Genomic DNA, 16166 nt, shown 5'->3' on the forward strand with positions numbered 1-16166 from the left:
CCTACGGCCACTGAGCGCCGGACTGCTGACCCGCGAGTGTCTGGGTGCCGATGACCCCGAGGAGCGCGAGGCGTTCGGCGTCCTGGGTGCCGGGCTCGGCGGTGTAGATGATGATGCGCAGGCCGGTGCCCGCGACGCTGAGGATGTCGCAGTCCAGCGTCAGGGCGCCCACCTCGGGATGATCGACGGTCTTGCGCGACGCCTCGGCCTGGCCGACTGCTCCGGAGTCCCACAGCTCGGCGAACCGGTCGCTGGTCGCACGCAACTCCGCGATCAGCCGCCGCAGTCGCTGGTCCTGCGGGTAGCGGCCCGCCGCCGCACGCAAGTCGGAGACCTGAGCGGTCTCGAGCGCGCGCAGGGAATCCGGGGTGTGGCGGACGCGTCCGGGCGCGCCGAGGAAGTTGCGCCACACCGCGTTGCGCTCGTCGCCGTGCCGCTCACCCATCAACGCCGTGTACAGGGGATTGGCGAGCAGCAGCGTCCATGTGGCATCGGAGACCGCGACGGGCGTCCCGGTCAGCCGGTCCAGCATCCGCTGGACGCTCGGCGTGATGAAGGCGGGCACTGTGCCCTGCCCCGGAGGTACGAGCCCGGCCAGGTGGAACAGGTGCTCGCGCTCGGTGCCCGACACGCGCAGCGCCCGGCCCAGCGCCTCGACGACCTGTTCGGAAGGGTTGGTCGCACGCCCTTGTTCGAGGCGCGTGACGTAGTCGACGGAGATACCGGCCAGCATGGCGAGCTCCTCGCGGCGCAGGCCGGGCGCCCGCCGGCCACCGCCGACGGGCAGCCCGGCAGCCTCCGGCGAGACCCGGTCGCGCCAGCGCCGCACCGTGTGCCCGAACTCCGTGGTCGCCATGACTCCACTGTGCACCGCGCGCCGCGGATCTACCTGGTACTGGGAGTCCCACCCGGTGAGCAGCCCCGCAGCCCCATGACGATCAGGTGACGACCACGACGACCACAACCTGTTGAAGTGTTCGAAGGTCTACTCCGGTCAAGGCGGCCGAGCTGCGTTCCATGAACTCGCCCGCGCCGAACGCCTGTGAAGGGTGCCTGGCTCGTGTTCGTCATCCTGATAATGCCCGCTCTGCTCGCGCTCCCTGTCTGGATCGTCGTGGTGGTCATCAAGCTCATCTCCGTCGCCCTTCCCGGCCGCCGGGTGGACTGGAAGATGGATCTGCTGCGGTGGGGTGCAGCGATGGCGGCGGCAGCGGCAGTCGTGTTGTACGTGCTGGGGCTCGGCGGTGTCCAGCTGTCCGAGCACCAGTCAGAGAGCGGCGCCGACTCGTCTCCGGCGCCCGCGTGCCGCGACGCCGACGTCGACGGCAGCACCCTCCGGCACCTGGTCGGGCACCGGGCTTCCTATGTGCCGCTGGCGTTCGACTGCGTTCTGGACGATGGACGCACCTACTCCAGCAGCAGTGGCTACTACGCGTGGCTGAACGGCCTCACCGCCACGTTCGGCGTCGGCGCCGGCGCACTGGTGGTGACGGCCGGGTTCGTCAGCGAACGCAGGGCTCAACTGGCAGGCGTACCGAACCACTTGGGCAGGTGACCGAGAAGACCCTGCTGATTGTCACCGACCCACGCCACGTGGCCGTCGGGCCGCAGCAGCACCGCGGGCACGTCCAGTTCCTCGCTCACGTCGACGACGTGGTCGACCCGGTCCGCCCAGCCCTCCACCGAGAGCCGGCCTGTCTGGTCGAGGAGCAGACCGCGCCCTTCGTGCATCAGCTCGTAGAGGCGCCCCCGCTTCAGCCCCACGTCCCGCATCCGGCGGCCGAGCAGTTCGTGGCCCTCGCCGAAGTCGTAGCTGACCCCGACCGCGGTGATCATCTCGGTCACGTACCGGTTCACCTCCTCGAAGTCCATCAGCTTCGAGAACAGCTCCCGGAGCGCGGTCGCGCCGGCATCGGTCCCCAACAGGGTGATCTGCGCACGGGTGTTGTCCAGCACGCGGGCGCCCACCGGGTGCCGCTCGACGTGGTAGCTGTCCAACAGGCCCTGCGGCGCCCAGCCGTTGACCGCGGCGGCCAGCTTCCAGCCGAGGTTGAAGGCGTCCTGGGCGCCGAGGTTGAGCCCCTGCCCGCCGGTCGGCGGATGGATGTGTGCCGCGTCCCCGGCCAGGAACACCCGGCCGACCCGGTAATGCTCGGCCTGTCGGGTGGCGTCGCCGAATCGGGACAGCCAGCGCGGCGAGTGCACGCCGAAGTCCGTGCCGGCGGTCGCCCGCAACTGCTGTTTGAAGTCATCGAGGGTCGGCGCTGCCGCACGGTCCTCGGCAACTTCCGCTGCGGGCACGACGATGCGGTACATGCCGTCCCCCTGGGGGGTGAGGCCGAACCGCAGGTGGGTCTTGCGGGCTTCCTCGACGACGGCGGCGATCGTCGCCGGATCCTCCGTGGCCCGCATTTCGCCCAACAGCGTCTCGACCGTGGCCGGCTCACCGGTGAAGCCGACCCCGAGCTGCTTGCGCACGAGGCTGCGGCCGCCGTCGCAACCGACGAGGTAGCGCGACCGCAGCTGCGTGCCGTCTGCCAGCTCGACGGTCACTCCGGCCTCGTCCTGGCTGACCGCGGCCACCTCGCACCCGCGCCGGATCTCGGCCCCGAGTTCGAGCGCACGCTCGTTGAGCAGCCGCTCAGTGACCGGCTGCGAGGCGGCGACACCGAACGGGTGCGCGGTGTCCAACCGGTCCGGCCACGGCTTCATGATGCCGCCGAAGAGACCGCCGGCGCTGAACTTCTCGCTGACCGCGAGGAACCGGTCCAGCAGGCCTCGCTGGTCCATGATCTCGACACTGCGCGCGTGCAGACCCTGCCCGCGGGACTCCTTGGTCGGCGCGGTCAGCTTCTCCAGCACGACCACGTTCACGCCGTGCAGCCGCAGCTCACCGGCGAGCATCAAGCCGGTCGGTCCGCTGCCCGCGATGATGACATCGATCATGAAATCCCCTACGTGACGAGTTGACTGTCGGCCGGGCGCTGCGCGAAGTCCGATGAAGACGACGACCATCAGGCATGTCCCGTACATGAACCGAGCGCACGTACTCCCCGCATCCCTGATGTCCGCAGGCCCTGGCTTAGGCCGGTCATTCTGCGCCACGCCCCGGGCCTTGCCGCAAGGCCCCCTGTGCGCTATAAGTTGGAGAGGGCAAGGGAGCGGACACTCTCTTGCCCTTTGTCGTCCGCCGGACCGACGGATGTGGCGCGAGGGGTTGGGCGCCACGGTCACATGCGGGGTTCTTGGGGCCGTTGTCTTCGGCGTCGAGGCACGAGGGCGGCCGTCCCGAATTTCCTGCATCTTCTGAGAGCCTCAAGCCGAGAACGCATTCCGAGGAACCGAATGCCTTCGTAGCTGAAGAGTGCGTAGTGGCCAGTCGGAAAGTGATTCGCCGGTAGCCGGTAGCCGGTAGCCGGTAGCCGGTAGCCGGTACGGAGGCGCGATGGCATTCCCGGACCGATAAAGCGCGCCCTTTTGATGAGTCCCTTGAAGTGGAGACGCACGTGGCCCGTACCGGTTGGTCCGGTACGGGCCACCGCTCGGTGCTGCGGACTACTCGGCGGGCGCCAGGTCGGTGATCTTGCGGGTCTGGAGGTCCGACTGGACCTTGATCTTGGTGACCTCGGGGTTCGCGCCGTCGCTCCAGGTGAGCGTGACCAGCGCGGTCGCGTGGCCCGCACCGGAACCGGTGTAGTCGACCTTCCACTTCACGGGCACGTTCTGGGCGAACAGGATGCCGTCGGCGTGCTCCTTCGCCTCGAAGGCGGCGACCTTCTTCTGAGCCGCGGCCGACAGGTAGAAGGAGCGCAGCGCCTTGGCGTTGGCGCCGGCGGCCGGGTCCTCGTTGTCCCAGATCGAGTCGATGTACGCGCCGTAGAAGTCGGCGACGCGGTTGACGGTGCTGCGCGGGTCGCCCTGGGACGGCGCGGGGGCGGAGGCGACGGCCGTGGTGTGGGTGGAAGTGCCGGCCAGGGCCGGGGTGATCGCGGTGAGGGACAGCGTGGCCGCGATTGCGGCGGAGGCGAAGAGAGCGGTGCGGGTGCGAGCGTGCATGGTCGGTGAAACCTTCCCCGTCATTTGGTGCCGCAGTGAATCCTGCGGGTTCCTGGTCACGGGATAAGACTGCACTTGTGGCCCGCCAGTTCCCCCATTCTTCGAATTCTTTTTGCGTGCGTGGCGTGAATGGCATTCATGAAATGGTTGTGCGGTCGGATGGAAAAATGACGGCAAAATCGCGCCTGAGCGGTGGTCGGGTATCCGTACTCAGGCCGGCGTCCCGATGGGGCGTCAGGCCGTGGGGAGGCCGTTGATCAGCGCGCTGAGCTCGGCCAGTTCGTCCGGCGTCAGGTCGGTCAGTGGCGGGCGGACCGGGCCCGCGCCGTGCCCGACCACAGTCATGCCTGCCTTCACGATGCTCACCCCGTAGCCGGGACGCCGGTCGCGGATCTCGGTGTACGGCAGGACGAAGCCGTCGAGGAGCTTGGTGACGGTGTCGTGCTTGCGCTCGCGGACGGCGCCGTAGAACTCGAGAGCGAACTCGGGCAGGAAGTTGAAGAGGGCCGACGAGTAGGTGGTGACGCCGAGTTCGAGGTAGGGGAGGGCGAACGTCTCCGCGGTGGGCAGGCCCCCGATGTAGGTGAGGCGCTCGCCTAGGCGCGTGGAGATCCGCGTCATGGCGTCGATGTCGCCGACGCCGTCCTTGTAACCGATGAGGTTGGGGCAGCGGTCGGCGATCCGGGCGAGCGTCGGGGCGGTGTAGACGGCGTTGGCGCGGCTGTAGACGATGACGCCGAGCGAGGTGGATCGGCACACGGCCTCGACGTGGTCGGCCAGGCCCTCCTGTCCGGCCTCGGTGAGGTACGGCGGGAAGAGCAGGATGCCGTCGGCGCCCGCACGTTCCGCGGCCTGCGCGTACTCGACGGCCGTGCGCGTGCCGTATCCGGCCGGGGCCAGGATGGGCGTTCCCTCGGGGGCGCTCTGTACGGCTGCGGCGACGACGCGCTCGACCTCGGCGCCGGTCAGGGAGAAGAACTCGCCGGTGCCGCCTGCGGCGAACAGGCCACCCACCTCGTACGCGGCCAGGCGCGTGATGTTGTCCCGGTAGGCACCCTCGTCGAAGGAGAGGCCGTCGGCCGTGAAGTGGGTGACGGGGAAGGACAGCAGGCCGGAGCCGATGCGCCGACCGAGTTCTGACGGGGTGTAGGACGACATCTGCGTTCTGCTCCTGGAGTCGAGGTGGGGCGTGATGGGTGCCCCTGGTGACGACGCTACGAGCAATGAGTCATGCCGGTCCAACACTGATTTCGCATCCAGTGATACCGGATCGGTATGGCGGCAGGGGAGCCGTCCAGACATGGCTCGTCCGCGCCCCAAGAGGAGCGCGGACGAGAGGGCGTTGTGTGAAGTGGCGTCAGTGGCGCTTGCCGGCTTCGTGGGTGGCCTGGGTCCATGCGCGGGCCTGGTCCGTGAGGGTGATTCCGAGGCCGGGGCGGGACGGGACGTGCATGCGGCCGTCGCTGATGGTGAGGCGCTCGTTGAACAGCGGCTCCAGCCAGTCGAAGTGCTCCACCCACGGCTCGATCGGGTAAGCGGCCGCCAGGTGGAGGTGGATCTCCATGGCGAAGTGCGGTGCGAGCTGGAGGTTGTGGTGCTCGGCGAGCGCCGCGAGCTTGAGGAACTGCGTGATGCCGCCGATGCGGGGGGCGTCGGGCTGGATGATGTCCGCGGCGTTGTTGCGGATCAGTTCCCAGTGCTCGGCGACGCTGGCGAGCATCTCGCCGGTGGCGATGGGGGTGTCGAGCGACGCGGCGAGCGCGGCGTGCCCCTGCGCGTCATAGGCGTCGAGCGGCTCCTCGATCCAGATGAGGTCGAACTCCTCCATGGCCCGGCCCATCCGCTGGGCGGTCGGCCGGTCCCACTGCTGGTTCGCGTCGACCATCAGCGGGGCGTCGTCGCCGATGTGCTCGCGTACGGCGGTCAGGCGGCGCAGGTCCTGCTTGCGGTCGGGGTTGCCGACCTTGATCTTTATGCCGCCGATGCCGCTCGCAAGGGAGGCGTCGGCATTGTCGAGCACCTGCTCGGTCGGGGTGTGCAGGAAGCCGCCGGAGGTGTTGTAGCAGCGTACGGAGTCGCGGTGGGCGCCCAGGAGTTTGGCCAGCGGCAGGCCCGCGCGCTTGGCCTTGAGGTCCCACAGGGCCACGTCGTACGCGGCGATGGCCTGCGTGGCCAGACCGCTGCGGCCCACCGAGGCGCCGGACCAGGCCAGCTTCGTCCAGATCTTGCCGATGTCGCTGGGGTCCTCGCCGAGCAGATTGTCGGCGATCTCCCTGGCGTGAGCGAACTGGCCGGGCCCGCCGGCCCGCTTGGAGTAGCTGAAGCCGATGCCCTCGTGCCCCTGCTCGGTCTCCAGTTCCACGAAGAGGAAGGCCACTTCGGTCATGGGCTTCTGACGCCCGGTGAGGACCTTGGCGTCGCTGATCGGCGTGGCCAGCGGCAGGGTGACCGAGGAGAGCCTGATCCAGGAGATCCTGTCGAGCGTCGCCTCGCCTGCTGCGTGCGCGGCGTTGGTGGTCGTACGGGTCTTGGTCACCACTGCGTGTCCCTGGGGTGTGAGGCGGCTGCGACCGGCGGGCATGCTGCACGCGCGTGGCGGTGCCGGTGGGCGGGTGCGGGCCGCTGCCGGCGCGGGCGGCTGCCGGTCTGCGGCCGACGGAGGCGTTGACTCCCCCTGAAGCTAGAGTCGGCGATTGATCCACGTCCAAGACCAATTTTGCATGCGCTGATACCCGGAGAGAATCATTGTTCACGCTGGCACAGCTCGTGAGCTTCGTGGCGGTGGCCGAGGAGCTGCACTTCACCCGCGCCGCGGAGCGGCTTCAGATGACGCAGCCCCCGCTGAGCCGGCAGATCCAACTCCTCGAGCACGACCTGGGCGTACAGCTGCTCGACCGCACCAACCGGTCCGTGCGGCTCACCCCGGCAGGCCGCACTTTCCTCAACGAGGCGCGCCACATCCTGCGCCAGTCCGAGCACGCGGCACTCGCCGTACGGCAGGTCTCAGCCGGTGAGGCCGGGGCCATCGCCATCGGGTTCACGGCGGCCAGCGCGAACTCGGCCCTCGGCACACTGCTCGAAGTGGCCCGCTCGGCCCTGCCCCGCGTGGAGGTGGTGCTGCGTGAAATGGTCACCCGCGACCAGTTGGAGGCCATCACCGAAGGCTCCCTGGACCTGGGCATGATCCGCCCCGCGAACACCGGGCCCGACCTGGAGACCCGGCCCGCCGTCAGGGAAGGCCTGCTCGCCGCCCTGCCCACCGGCCATCCGCTCGCCGTGCGCGAGGGCGACCTGCGCGTGGAGGACTTCGACGGGGAGCAGTTGCTGATGTACTCGCCCGTCGAGGCCCGCTACTTCCACGAGCTGCTCGTCAGCATCTTCCGCGCCGCCAAGGTCGCGCCCGTCTTCACCCAGTACCTCAGCCAGGTGCACAGCATTCTGGCGATGGTGAACGCCGGCTGGGGCATCGCTCTCGTCCCGGAGGCGGCGGCCCAGATGAGGTTCAGCGGGATCACCTTCAAGCCGCTGTCTCTCAGGGAGCCCAAGCCAGTCGAGCTGAATCTGGTGTGGCGCAAGAACAACGACAATCCGGCATTGGAGGCCCTGCTCCGGCACCTGTGACGAAGCTCAGGGCTCACCCCGACGCAGCGCCTCACCGCCAGTCGGGCGCCCCCGAGTGAGGCGACAACACCGCCTCGATCTTCGTCTGTACGTCCCGCATCACGGCGACGACGTGTTCCTGGCGCTCCCCGGTGAGGCGGGCGACCGGAACCGAGCAGCTGATGGCGTCGGCCGCCGGGGACTCGTACCGCAGAGCGAAGCCGAAGCCCGCGATGCCGGTCACCGTCTCCTCGTGGTCGATGGCGTAGCCGCGCTCGCGGACGCCCGCCAGGTCGGCGAGCAACGCGGCGCGGTCGGTGTGCGTGTTCTCCGTCAGGGCGGCCAACGGGCCGTCACTGAGCGGTAGTTCGCTGTCCGCACGCTCGGCGAGCAGTGCCTTTCCGAGGGCTCCGGCGTGCGCGGGGACCCGGCGGCCGACGCGGCTGATGGTGCGCAGGTATTCGTGGGACTCGCGGGTCGCGAGATAGACGACGTGCGGACCGTCGAGTCGCGCCAGGTGGATCGTCTCGCCGAGCGCGTCCGACGCCTCGTCGAGGTACGGGCGCACGGCGCGCACGCGGGGATCGCTGTCGAGGTAGCTCGTACCCGTGAGAAGGGTGCGGATCCCGATCCCGTACAGCGAGCCGGTGGTGTCCGTGCGCGCCCAGCCGCAGTCGACGAGGGTCCGCAGCAGTTGGTACATGCTGCTGCGCGGCACGTCCAGTTCCTCGGCGAGTTCGTCCAGGCGTGCGGGCCGGTCGCCCCGCGCCGCGAGCAGTTCCAGCAGCGCGACGGTGCGCAGCGCCGACTTCACCCCGCGGACCCCTGATGCCATGTGCGTTCCCCCTGCTTCCCGGTGCCGGTCATCGTAAATCCGCGGTGCCTCCCCCATTGACCCGGCCAGTTCACCGACTTAGCCTCCATTCTCATACATGGACGCCATCTGCATATGGGGATCAGATCTATGAACGAGGTCGGTACGCAACCCGAGGACGTCGCACAGAAGCTGCGTGACGGGATGGCGCGGGGGGTGCTGTCCTTCCCGCTCACGAGTCTTCGGGGCGACGGCAGCCTCGACCTGGACGCCTACCGGACCTATCTGACCGCCCAGTTGGCCAACGCGCCGGGTGTGGTCTTCCCCGCCTGCGGTACCGGGGAGTTCTTCTCGCTGGACGAGGAGGAGTACCGGGCGGTCGTCAGAGTCACGGTCGAGGTCGCCGACGGGCGGCTGCCGGTCGTCGCGGGCATCGGCTACGGCTGGTCGCAGGCGCTGCGGTTCGCCCGGATCGCGCAGGACGAAGGCGCGGACGCCCTGCTCGTGCTGCCGCACTACCTGGTCGGCGCTCCGCAGGACGGACTGGTGGAGCAGCTGCGGCGGATCTCCGCCGGCACCCCGCTGCCGCTGATCGCGTACCAGCGCGACCAGGTCACGTTCGACGCCGATGCCCTGCGCCGGATCGCCGAGATCCCCACCGTCATCGGTCTCAAGGACGGGCACTCGGACCTCGACCGGCTCCAGCGCCTGACACTCGCCGCACCCGACGGCTTCCTCTTCTTCAACGGCGCCGCCACCGCCGAGATGCAGGCCCGCGCCTACGCAACCGTCGGCGTGCCCGCCTACTCCTCCGCGGTCCACGCCTTCGCGCCCGAGATCGCGAACGCCTTCTTCACCGCACTGCGCGCGGGCGACGACGAGGCGGTGAACAAGCTGCTGCGCGACTTCTACGTTCCCCTGGTGGAGCTGCGCGACCGCGTCCCGGGTTACGCCGTCTCCCTGGTCAAGGCCGCTGCCCGGCTGCGCGGCCTCCCGGTCGGTCCCGTACGCGCTCCGCTCACCGACCCCTCCGCCGCCGACCTCGCGGATCTCGAGAAGGTCCTCGACGCCGGGCTGAACCTGGTCGGAGCGGTGCGGCGCGTCAACTGACCGCCACCAGCGCGTAGTTGAAGCCCCGCCGCTTCGACGCGCTTACCCCCGTACCTGCCTGACCCGCAATCCACAGTTCAAAGGGGAACTGACTTGCCTCTCGTCGTAGTGGGAATCAGCGTTCTGATTCTGCTCTTCCTCATGACCAGGCTGCGAATGAACGGGTTCGCCGCACTCCTCCTCGTGGCGATCGGCGTCGCGCTGGTCCAGGGGATTCCGGCGGCGACGATCCCGGACGTCCTCTCGGAGGGCATCGGCGGACAGATCGGCGACACGATGCTGACCATCGGCCTCGGCGCCATGGTCGGCCGCGTCATGGGGGACTCCGGAGCGGCGCAGCGAATAGCCAACCGGCTGCTCGACGCCTTCGGGCCGCGCTGGGTCCAGGTGGCCATGGTGGTCACGTCCATGCTCATCGGCGTCACCATGTTCTACGAGGTCGCCTTCATCATCATCGTGCCCATCGCGTTCACCCTCGTGCGGGTCACCGGCGCGAAGCTGCTGTGGGTCGGGCTGCCGATGTCGATCGCCCTGTCCACCATGCACAGCTTCCTCCCGCCGCACCCCGGCCCCACCGCCGTCGCCGCGACCTTCCACGCCTCCGTCGGACACACCCTGTTCTACGGCCTCTTCATCGCAGTGCCGGCCGGAGCGCTCATCGCCCTCGCATGGCCGCGCCTGCCGTTCGTGCAGGCGATGAACCCGTCCATCCCCAAGGGCCTTGTCAGTGACCGCGAGTTCACCGACGAAGAGATGCCCGGCATGGGCTGGTCGCTGCTCGTGGCCCTCTTCCCGGTGGTCCTGATCGCGGGCGCCGCGGTGATCGACATGGTCACGTCCGGCGAGAGCCCGCTCCTGCACGCGGTCGCGTTCATCGGCTCGGCCCCGATCGCGCTCATGCTGACGCTGCTCCTGGCGATCTGGGCCTTCGGGCCGCGCATCGGACGCAGCCTTACGGACGTCAGTGCCTCCTGCGCCTCGGCGGCCCAGGCGATGGCGATGATCCTCCTGGTCATCGGCGCCGGCGGCGCCTTCAAGAACGTCCTCGTGGAGGGCGGAATCTCCGACTACATCAAGGACGTCACGGACAGCTGGGCCATCTCGCCCCTCATCCTGGCGTGGCTCATCGCGGTCATCCTCCGCGTCGCACTCGGCTCGGCGACCGTCGCCGTCGTCACGGCGTCCGGTGTGGTGCTTCCGCTGCTCGCGGGCAGCGGGATCCACCCCGAAATCATGGTGCTCGCCGTCTCCTGCGGGTCGATCGCGTTCTCCCATGTGAACGATCCCGGATTCTGGCTCTTCAAGGAGTACTTCAACCTTTCGGTCATCGAGGCGATCAAGGTCAGGACCACGTACACGACCGTGCTCGCGGTACTGGGCCTGGGTGGCGTACTTGCCATGGAATGGGCCTTGGACGTCCTGAGCCTGTGACCCACATCAACCCCCACACCTTCCGACCACAGGAACCGCAATGACCTTGAGCAAGCAGCCGACCGTCACCGCGTTCGCCGTCTACCCGGTCGCCGGCCGGGACTGCATGGAACTGAACCTCTCCGGTGCGCACGGCCCCTACTTCACCCGCAACATCGTCGTCCTCCAGGACTCCGAGGGCCGCACCGGCCTGGGCGAGGTGCCGGGCGGCGAGAAGATCAGCCAGACCCTGCGCGACGCCGAGTCCCTCGTGGTCGGCGCCAAGGTGGGCGACTACAAGCGCGTCCTGCGCGAGATCGGAGCCAGGTTCGCCGACCGCGACGCAGGCGGACGAGGCGCCCAGACCTTCGACCTGCGCACCACCGTCCACGCCGTCACCGCCGTCGAATCGGCGATGCTCGACCTCCTGGGCCAACACCTCGAAGTCCCCGTCGCGGCCCTCCTCGGCGACGGCCAACAGCGCAACTCCGTACGGGTGTTGGGCTACCTCTTCTACGTCGGCGACCCCGGCCGCACCGACCTGGAATACGTCCGTGAACCCGACTCGGCAGTCGACTGGCACCGCGTCCGGCACGAAGAGGCCCTCACACCCGAAGCGATCGTCCGCCAGGCCGAGTCCGCGTACGACCGCTACGGATTCCGCGACTTCAAGCTCAAGGGCGGCGTCCTGGAAGGCGCCGAGGAGGTCAAGGCCGTAACTGCGCTGAAAGACCGCTTCCCCGAGGCCAGGATCACCCTCGACCCCAACGGCGCGTGGACGCTGCGCGAGGCGATCGAACTGTGCACGCCCCTGTCCGGCATCCTCGCCTACGCCGAGGACCCCTGCGGAGCCGAAGGCGGCTACTCCGGCCGGGAGATCCTCGCCGAGTTCCGCCGCGCCACGGGCCTGCCCACGGCGACCAACATGATCGCCACGGACTGGCGTCAGCTCACCCACGCCCTGGCGCTCCAGTCGGTCTCCATCCCCCTGGCCGACCCGCACTTCTGGACCATGCAGGGCTCGGTCCGTGTGGCCCAGCTCTGCAACGCGATGGGCCTGACCTGGGGCTGCCACTCCAACAACCACTTCGACATCTCCCTCGCCATGGTGACCCACTGCGGGGCCGCCGCCCCCGGCGAGTACAACGCCCTGGACACGCACTGGATCTGGCAGGAAGGCCTGGAGCGACTCACCACCGCCCCGCCCCGGATCGTCGACGGTGAGATCGCCGTCCCCGATGCCCCGGGCCTGGGCGTCCAGCTCGACATGGACCGGCTCCTCGCGGCCCACGACCTCTACAGGACGAAGGCCCTCGGCGCGCGCGACGACGCCGTCGGGATGCGGTACCTCGTCCCGGACTGGCAGTTCGACAGCAAGCGCCCTTGCCTCGTCCGCTAGCCCTCCGCGAGCACGTGGTCATGGGGACCGGCTGCGATGGCGTACGGTGGTGTCTACCGACGCGGGGTGGAGCAGCTCGGTAGCTCGCTGGGCTCATAACCCAGAGGTCGCAGGTTCAAATCCTGTCCCCGCTACTGACGGCCAAGGCCCGGATCCTTCTGGATCCGGGCCTTGCTGCGTCTGTGAGGGCCTTCCGGCCGTATCGCCGAACCGGCCACTCGCGGCCGGAGCGTGACGCCCCCGGGCCGTACGTCCTCGGCCGTGTTGGTCGTCGTGGACGGCCGCCGCGGCAGAGAAGGTGACAACTGCACCTCAATCCTGCTTTTCCGGCCGCGGGTCGAGGCGCGATCACCGGGCCCGACGCCGCGAACAGAGGAGAACCATGGACGACGACAGCGCAACCCGCCATGCCGCAGCCACGGCGCGCGCCTGCGCACTCCTGCGTCGCCCGAAGCTGTGGCTGGTGCCCACTGTTCTGACCGGGCTGCTGGCACTGCTGCTGTCCCTGCTCTACATGGGCGGCATCGTCAACCCCAACCGGGACCTCCAGAACCTGCCCATCGCGCTCGTCAACTCGGACCGGGGCAGACCCTTGCCAGGGCAGAGCCAGAACCTGGGGACGCAGGTCGCACAGGCCGCCCTCGCCGACACCTCCGGCGGCACGGTCGACTGGCATCCGCTCACTCGCGGCAAGGCCCAGGACGAGCTGGGATCAGGCAAGATCTACGGCGCGCTCGTCATCCCACCCGACTTCACCGACTCCATTGCCGCGCTCACCACCAGCAAGGCCACGCAGCGGCCGACGATGACCGTGCTGACCAACCCCGGCATGGGCAGCCTCGGCTCCTCCCTTGCCGGCCGGATCAGCACGACGGCAGCCGAGCAGGCCTCCCGGACCATCGGCAAACAGCTGACGGCGGCCAACGCCGACCGTCAAGTCACCCCCACCGCACGTCTGTTGTTGGCGGACCCGATCAGTGTCACCACTCAGGTGGGGCACCCGATCGGAAGCCACAGCGGCCTTGGCCTGAGCGCCTTCTACTACACCCTGCTGCTCGTCCTGACCGGTTTCCTGGGCGCCAACCTCACCAGCGCGGGCGTCGACACCGCTCTCGGCTACGCCGACAGTGAGGTCGGCCCCTGGCACGCCCGCCGCCCCACCGTGCCGATCAGCCGTACGCAGACGCTGCTGCTGAAGATGGCCATGACCGCCGGCATCACGCTGCTCACCACCACACTGATCATGCTGGCCACCGTCGGGATCCTCGGCATGGACGCCTCCCACCTGCCGCTGCTGTGGGTCTTCTCCTACTGCGCCACCCTGGCGGTCGGCCTGGGCGTCCAGGCCATCAACGCGGCCTTCGGCGGGATCGGCCAGCTCGTGTCCATGTTCGTGTTCATCGTCCTCGGCCTGCCGTCATCCGGAGCGACCATTCCGCTGGAGGCGGTCCCCGGCTTCTATCGCTTCCTCGCCGTTTTCGAACCGATGAGGCAGCTCAGCGGCGGAGTCCGAGCCATCCTCTTCTTCGAAGCGCGGGCCGATGCCGGTCTCCTGCGCGCCTGGATCATGATCGCGATCGGTGCCGTCGTCTCCGCGGCCTTCGGGTTCGCGATGACCCGCTACTACGACCGCAAGGGGCTGCACCGCATGACCCCGCAGCCTTCCGGGTGACGCTGAGCGCGGGGGACCGGCAGGGGTGGGTCGGCCCGGGTCTTACGCGGCCTTCACAACCTCGCCACGTATCGCCGCGGACCATTCGATGACGAGAACTTCGTACTCCCGGCGCTGCTCCGCGCTCAACCGGCCACCGCTGCACAGCATCAGACAGCGAATCTCTTCGTTCAGATCGTCGGCGGACCGCACGGAACCAGGGATCGGAGTGGTGGACATGTGAAGAAGCCTAGAGGGTCGGTGTGACAATCGGCGTCGCTGCGCCACGAGGCGGAGGGCGGAAGTTGCTCTGTGGGCGGCCCTTGACCTGGGAAATTGGGGGTGGAGTCGGCCGCTCCGCGCGAAACTGTGACCTTGGCCTCACGTAGTGTCGCGGCGCTCTGCTTCGCTCCGGAAGGCGAGTTGGCGTTCGCGTTGCTGTCGTCGTTGCCGGGTTCGGGGTCGGTTGCCGGGCTTGTCCTTCGGGCCACCATGACGGCCAGGGTGACGACGCCGGTCACCGATACGGCGAGGCCGCCCAGGCTCGTGATCGCGCCGACGATCCACCGCCATGCCTGGGTGACCCATGCGAAGCTGTCGCCGGGCGGCGCTGCCACCTTGACGTGGGTGGTCGCGGGCGATTCCTCGAAGAGCACGGTGTCGCTGTCCCGGTAGTAGGCGGTCACCGTCACGGACATGGTGACCGTCCCCGCCTTCTTGGCACTCACATCCCACAGCCACGTCGCCTTGTCCTTCTTGGAGAGGACGTTCTGACGCTCCGACGACAGCGGCGTGCACCGCACTTGGGCGCCCGAGCAGTGCAGCTTCACGCCGATCTGGGCACCGGCGCTGGTCGGGGAGTGTGTCTCGCCGGGACCGTCCGAGCGCCAACTGCCCAGGATCTGGGCCTGGAACGGGAGCGGGTCGCCACCGGCCACGAGATGCAGCGATTTCGTACTGGTGCGGACGAGTTCGCCCTTGAAGAGCTGCTGCCGTGCCTCGTCGATCTCGTCGACGTAGGTCTGCTGTTTGCTGCCTCCGGGTGGGCTGCCCACGGGTGGGTGGCCGCTTCCCCCTTCGCCGCCGCCGAGGAGTAGGAACAGTCCGGAGACCAGGGCGATCAGAACCGCGAGCACCGTCCACGGAAACCATCCGGAACCAAAACGGGACGCCGCCGGTGCCGCAGAGTACGGCGGCGGTGGCCCCTCGCGTCTGGCCATGACTCCCTCGTCCCCGTACCTGTCGATCGCTGCCGGGCCTGCCGGGTGCCGTCTCTGCAGGCGCCTACATGGTCACTCAACTCCCGTTCATAATGCACGCGTTCAGCCGGATCCTCGGCGGCATCGTCATAGCCGGTCGACATCCCCGAAGACGTGGACCTGGGGGGCGAAGGCCTGTATGGCCTGTTTGAGGCGTTCGGCGTCCACCTTGCACAGAGCCATGGAACGGGTGGACTCCTGGGTTCCCCTGAACGACTCGACGAAGTCGGGATCCACATGCGTCGACAGATAGGCATCGAATGCGCGCAGCTCGGGCGGCGCGGCCGGCTCCCCTCGCGGGGTGGGCCCCTTGCGGTGACGCACTTCGAGCTCGGGAAGCCGGAAGCGTCCCGGCTCTCGCACGCCGTTGGAGAGGCTGACGGACACGATCTCCGACCAGGGGAGGAACTCCGGTCCACGGAAGAACAGCAGGCCCCTCAGGGTGATGCCCTGGGGGTCGATACGTACGGCGGTCCGTCGGAGGGCGGCGGCCGGCAGGACCAGCGCCACGTACGGCGCGAGGAGCAGCTCGACATGGTCGTTCCCCGGAGGTGCGGCGCCGGGGGCGAATCCCGCGCCGATGAGCAGGGCGAACGCCAGAGCCAGCCAGGCGGGGGAGTTCCACCCGTAGCGGATCTCGTAGGCAGCGCCCGGCTCGTCCATGGGCCGAATGCTGCCGCCCGCACCGAGTCCGTTCAACAAGCTCGCGGTCAGGGTCTGTCCAGGGTGAGGTAAGGCCGCCGTGGCTCTGAGGCGGTGTGTGCGCGTGTGACAGCGGAAGCGCTTCAGGCGGCGGCCATCGCCCGGTGGGATCGGCCGCCCCATGCCTGGCGCGTCCGGCTCAGCGGGTAAAGTCGCAGCTGGACT

General features: G+C 68.9%; 14 protein-coding genes and 1 tRNA gene. 7 read left to right on the forward strand and 8 right to left on the reverse strand.

The features are described 5' to 3' along the window. Position 1: 1 nt before the first annotated feature. Positions 2 to 856 (reverse strand): helix-turn-helix transcriptional regulator, encoded by an 855-nt coding sequence (locus AC07EJ_RS02455; RefSeq protein ID WP_389481632.1) that lies wholly within the window; start codon positions 854 to 856, stop codon positions 2 to 4. A 204-nt stretch (positions 857 to 1060) separates the two neighbouring features. Between AC07EJ_RS02455 and AC07EJ_RS02460 the strand changes: the two genes are divergently transcribed. Further along, on the forward strand, positions 1061 to 1555 hold the full coding sequence (locus AC07EJ_RS02460) for a hypothetical protein (RefSeq protein ID WP_389481634.1): 495 nt from the start codon (positions 1061 to 1063) through the stop codon (positions 1553 to 1555). Here the strand turns inward: AC07EJ_RS02460 and rox are convergent. The 4 genes from rox to AC07EJ_RS02480 all read right to left on the reverse strand — a co-directional run bounded on the left by rox (position 1519) and on the right by AC07EJ_RS02480 (position 6595). Continuing rightward, a complete protein-coding gene (gene rox, locus AC07EJ_RS02465; protein WP_478883574.1) occupies positions 1519 to 2946 on the reverse strand; it encodes a rifampin monooxygenase in 1428 nt (475 codons plus the stop codon). The two genes, AC07EJ_RS02460 and rox, sit on opposite strands and share 37 nt — an antisense overlap. Before the next feature lie 609 nt (positions 2947 to 3555). Further along, positions 3556 to 4056 carry a hypothetical protein gene (locus tag AC07EJ_RS02470; RefSeq protein ID WP_389481638.1) on the reverse strand — a complete coding sequence of 167 codons (501 nt, stop codon included), beginning with the start codon at positions 4054 to 4056 and terminating at the stop codon, positions 3556 to 3558. 234 nt (positions 4057 to 4290) lie between these two features. Then, on the reverse strand, positions 4291 to 5214 hold the full coding sequence (gene kdgD / locus AC07EJ_RS02475) for a 5-dehydro-4-deoxyglucarate dehydratase (RefSeq protein WP_389481640.1): 924 nt from the start codon (positions 5212 to 5214) through the stop codon (positions 4291 to 4293). A 199-nt stretch (positions 5215 to 5413) separates the two neighbouring features. Beyond that, positions 5414 to 6595 (reverse strand): L-talarate/galactarate dehydratase, encoded by a 1182-nt coding sequence (locus tag AC07EJ_RS02480; protein ID WP_478883575.1) that lies wholly within the window; start codon positions 6593 to 6595, stop codon positions 5414 to 5416. Between the two features lie 206 nt (positions 6596 to 6801). Here AC07EJ_RS02480 and AC07EJ_RS02485 point away from each other — a divergent pair, with 206 nt between their 5' ends. Continuing rightward, entirely contained in the window at positions 6802 to 7677 is an 876-nt protein-coding gene (locus AC07EJ_RS02485; protein ID WP_389481644.1) for a LysR family transcriptional regulator, read from the forward strand. A 31-nt stretch (positions 7678 to 7708) separates the two neighbouring features. Here AC07EJ_RS02485 and AC07EJ_RS02490 read toward each other — a convergent pair whose 3' ends face one another. Further along, a complete protein-coding gene (locus AC07EJ_RS02490; protein ID WP_478883576.1) occupies positions 7709 to 8491 on the reverse strand; it encodes an IclR family transcriptional regulator in 783 nt (260 codons plus the stop codon). Positions 8492 to 8620: 129 nt separating this feature from the next. On the opposite strand from AC07EJ_RS02490, the gene AC07EJ_RS02495 reads away from it, so the two are divergent. The 5 genes from AC07EJ_RS02495 (at position 8621) to AC07EJ_RS02515 (ending at position 14061) form a co-directional block, all read left to right on the forward strand. Further along, positions 8621 to 9580 (forward strand): 5-dehydro-4-deoxyglucarate dehydratase, encoded by a 960-nt coding sequence (locus AC07EJ_RS02495; protein WP_478883577.1) that lies wholly within the window; start codon positions 8621 to 8623, stop codon positions 9578 to 9580. A 93-nt stretch (positions 9581 to 9673) separates the two neighbouring features. Then, the gene (locus tag AC07EJ_RS02500; protein ID WP_389481652.1) at positions 9674 to 11011 is read left to right on the forward strand and encodes a gluconate:H+ symporter; all 1338 of its coding nucleotides are present in this window, start codon (positions 9674 to 9676) and stop codon (positions 11009 to 11011) included. Positions 11012 to 11051: 40 nt separating this feature from the next. Then, positions 11052 to 12389, forward strand: coding sequence for an enolase C-terminal domain-like protein (locus AC07EJ_RS02505; RefSeq protein ID WP_389481654.1), 1338 nt, complete (start codon positions 11052 to 11054; stop codon positions 12387 to 12389). Between the two features lie 60 nt (positions 12390 to 12449). Further along, positions 12450 to 12523: transfer RNA gene (locus tag AC07EJ_RS02510), tRNA-Met, on the forward strand. A gap of 248 nt (positions 12524 to 12771) precedes the next feature. Next, the gene (locus AC07EJ_RS02515; protein WP_478883578.1) at positions 12772 to 14061 is read left to right on the forward strand and encodes a YhgE/Pip domain-containing protein; all 1290 of its coding nucleotides are present in this window, start codon (positions 12772 to 12774) and stop codon (positions 14059 to 14061) included. A gap of 170 nt (positions 14062 to 14231) precedes the next feature. On the opposite strand, the gene AC07EJ_RS02520 is transcribed toward AC07EJ_RS02515, so the two are convergent. Together AC07EJ_RS02520 and AC07EJ_RS02525 are read right to left on the reverse strand one after the other, a co-directional pair. Continuing rightward, positions 14232 to 15176: a hypothetical protein gene (locus AC07EJ_RS02520; protein ID WP_478883579.1), complete on the reverse strand. Its 945-nt coding sequence runs from the start codon at positions 15174 to 15176 to the stop codon at positions 14232 to 14234. Between the two features lie 210 nt (positions 15177 to 15386). Further along, positions 15387 to 15962 (reverse strand): PH domain-containing protein, encoded by a 576-nt coding sequence (locus AC07EJ_RS02525; RefSeq protein ID WP_478883580.1) that lies wholly within the window; start codon positions 15960 to 15962, stop codon positions 15387 to 15389. Between the last annotated feature and the right edge of the window lie 204 nt (positions 15963 to 16166).

Source organism: Streptomyces sp. NPDC045026 (assembly GCF_056432625.1).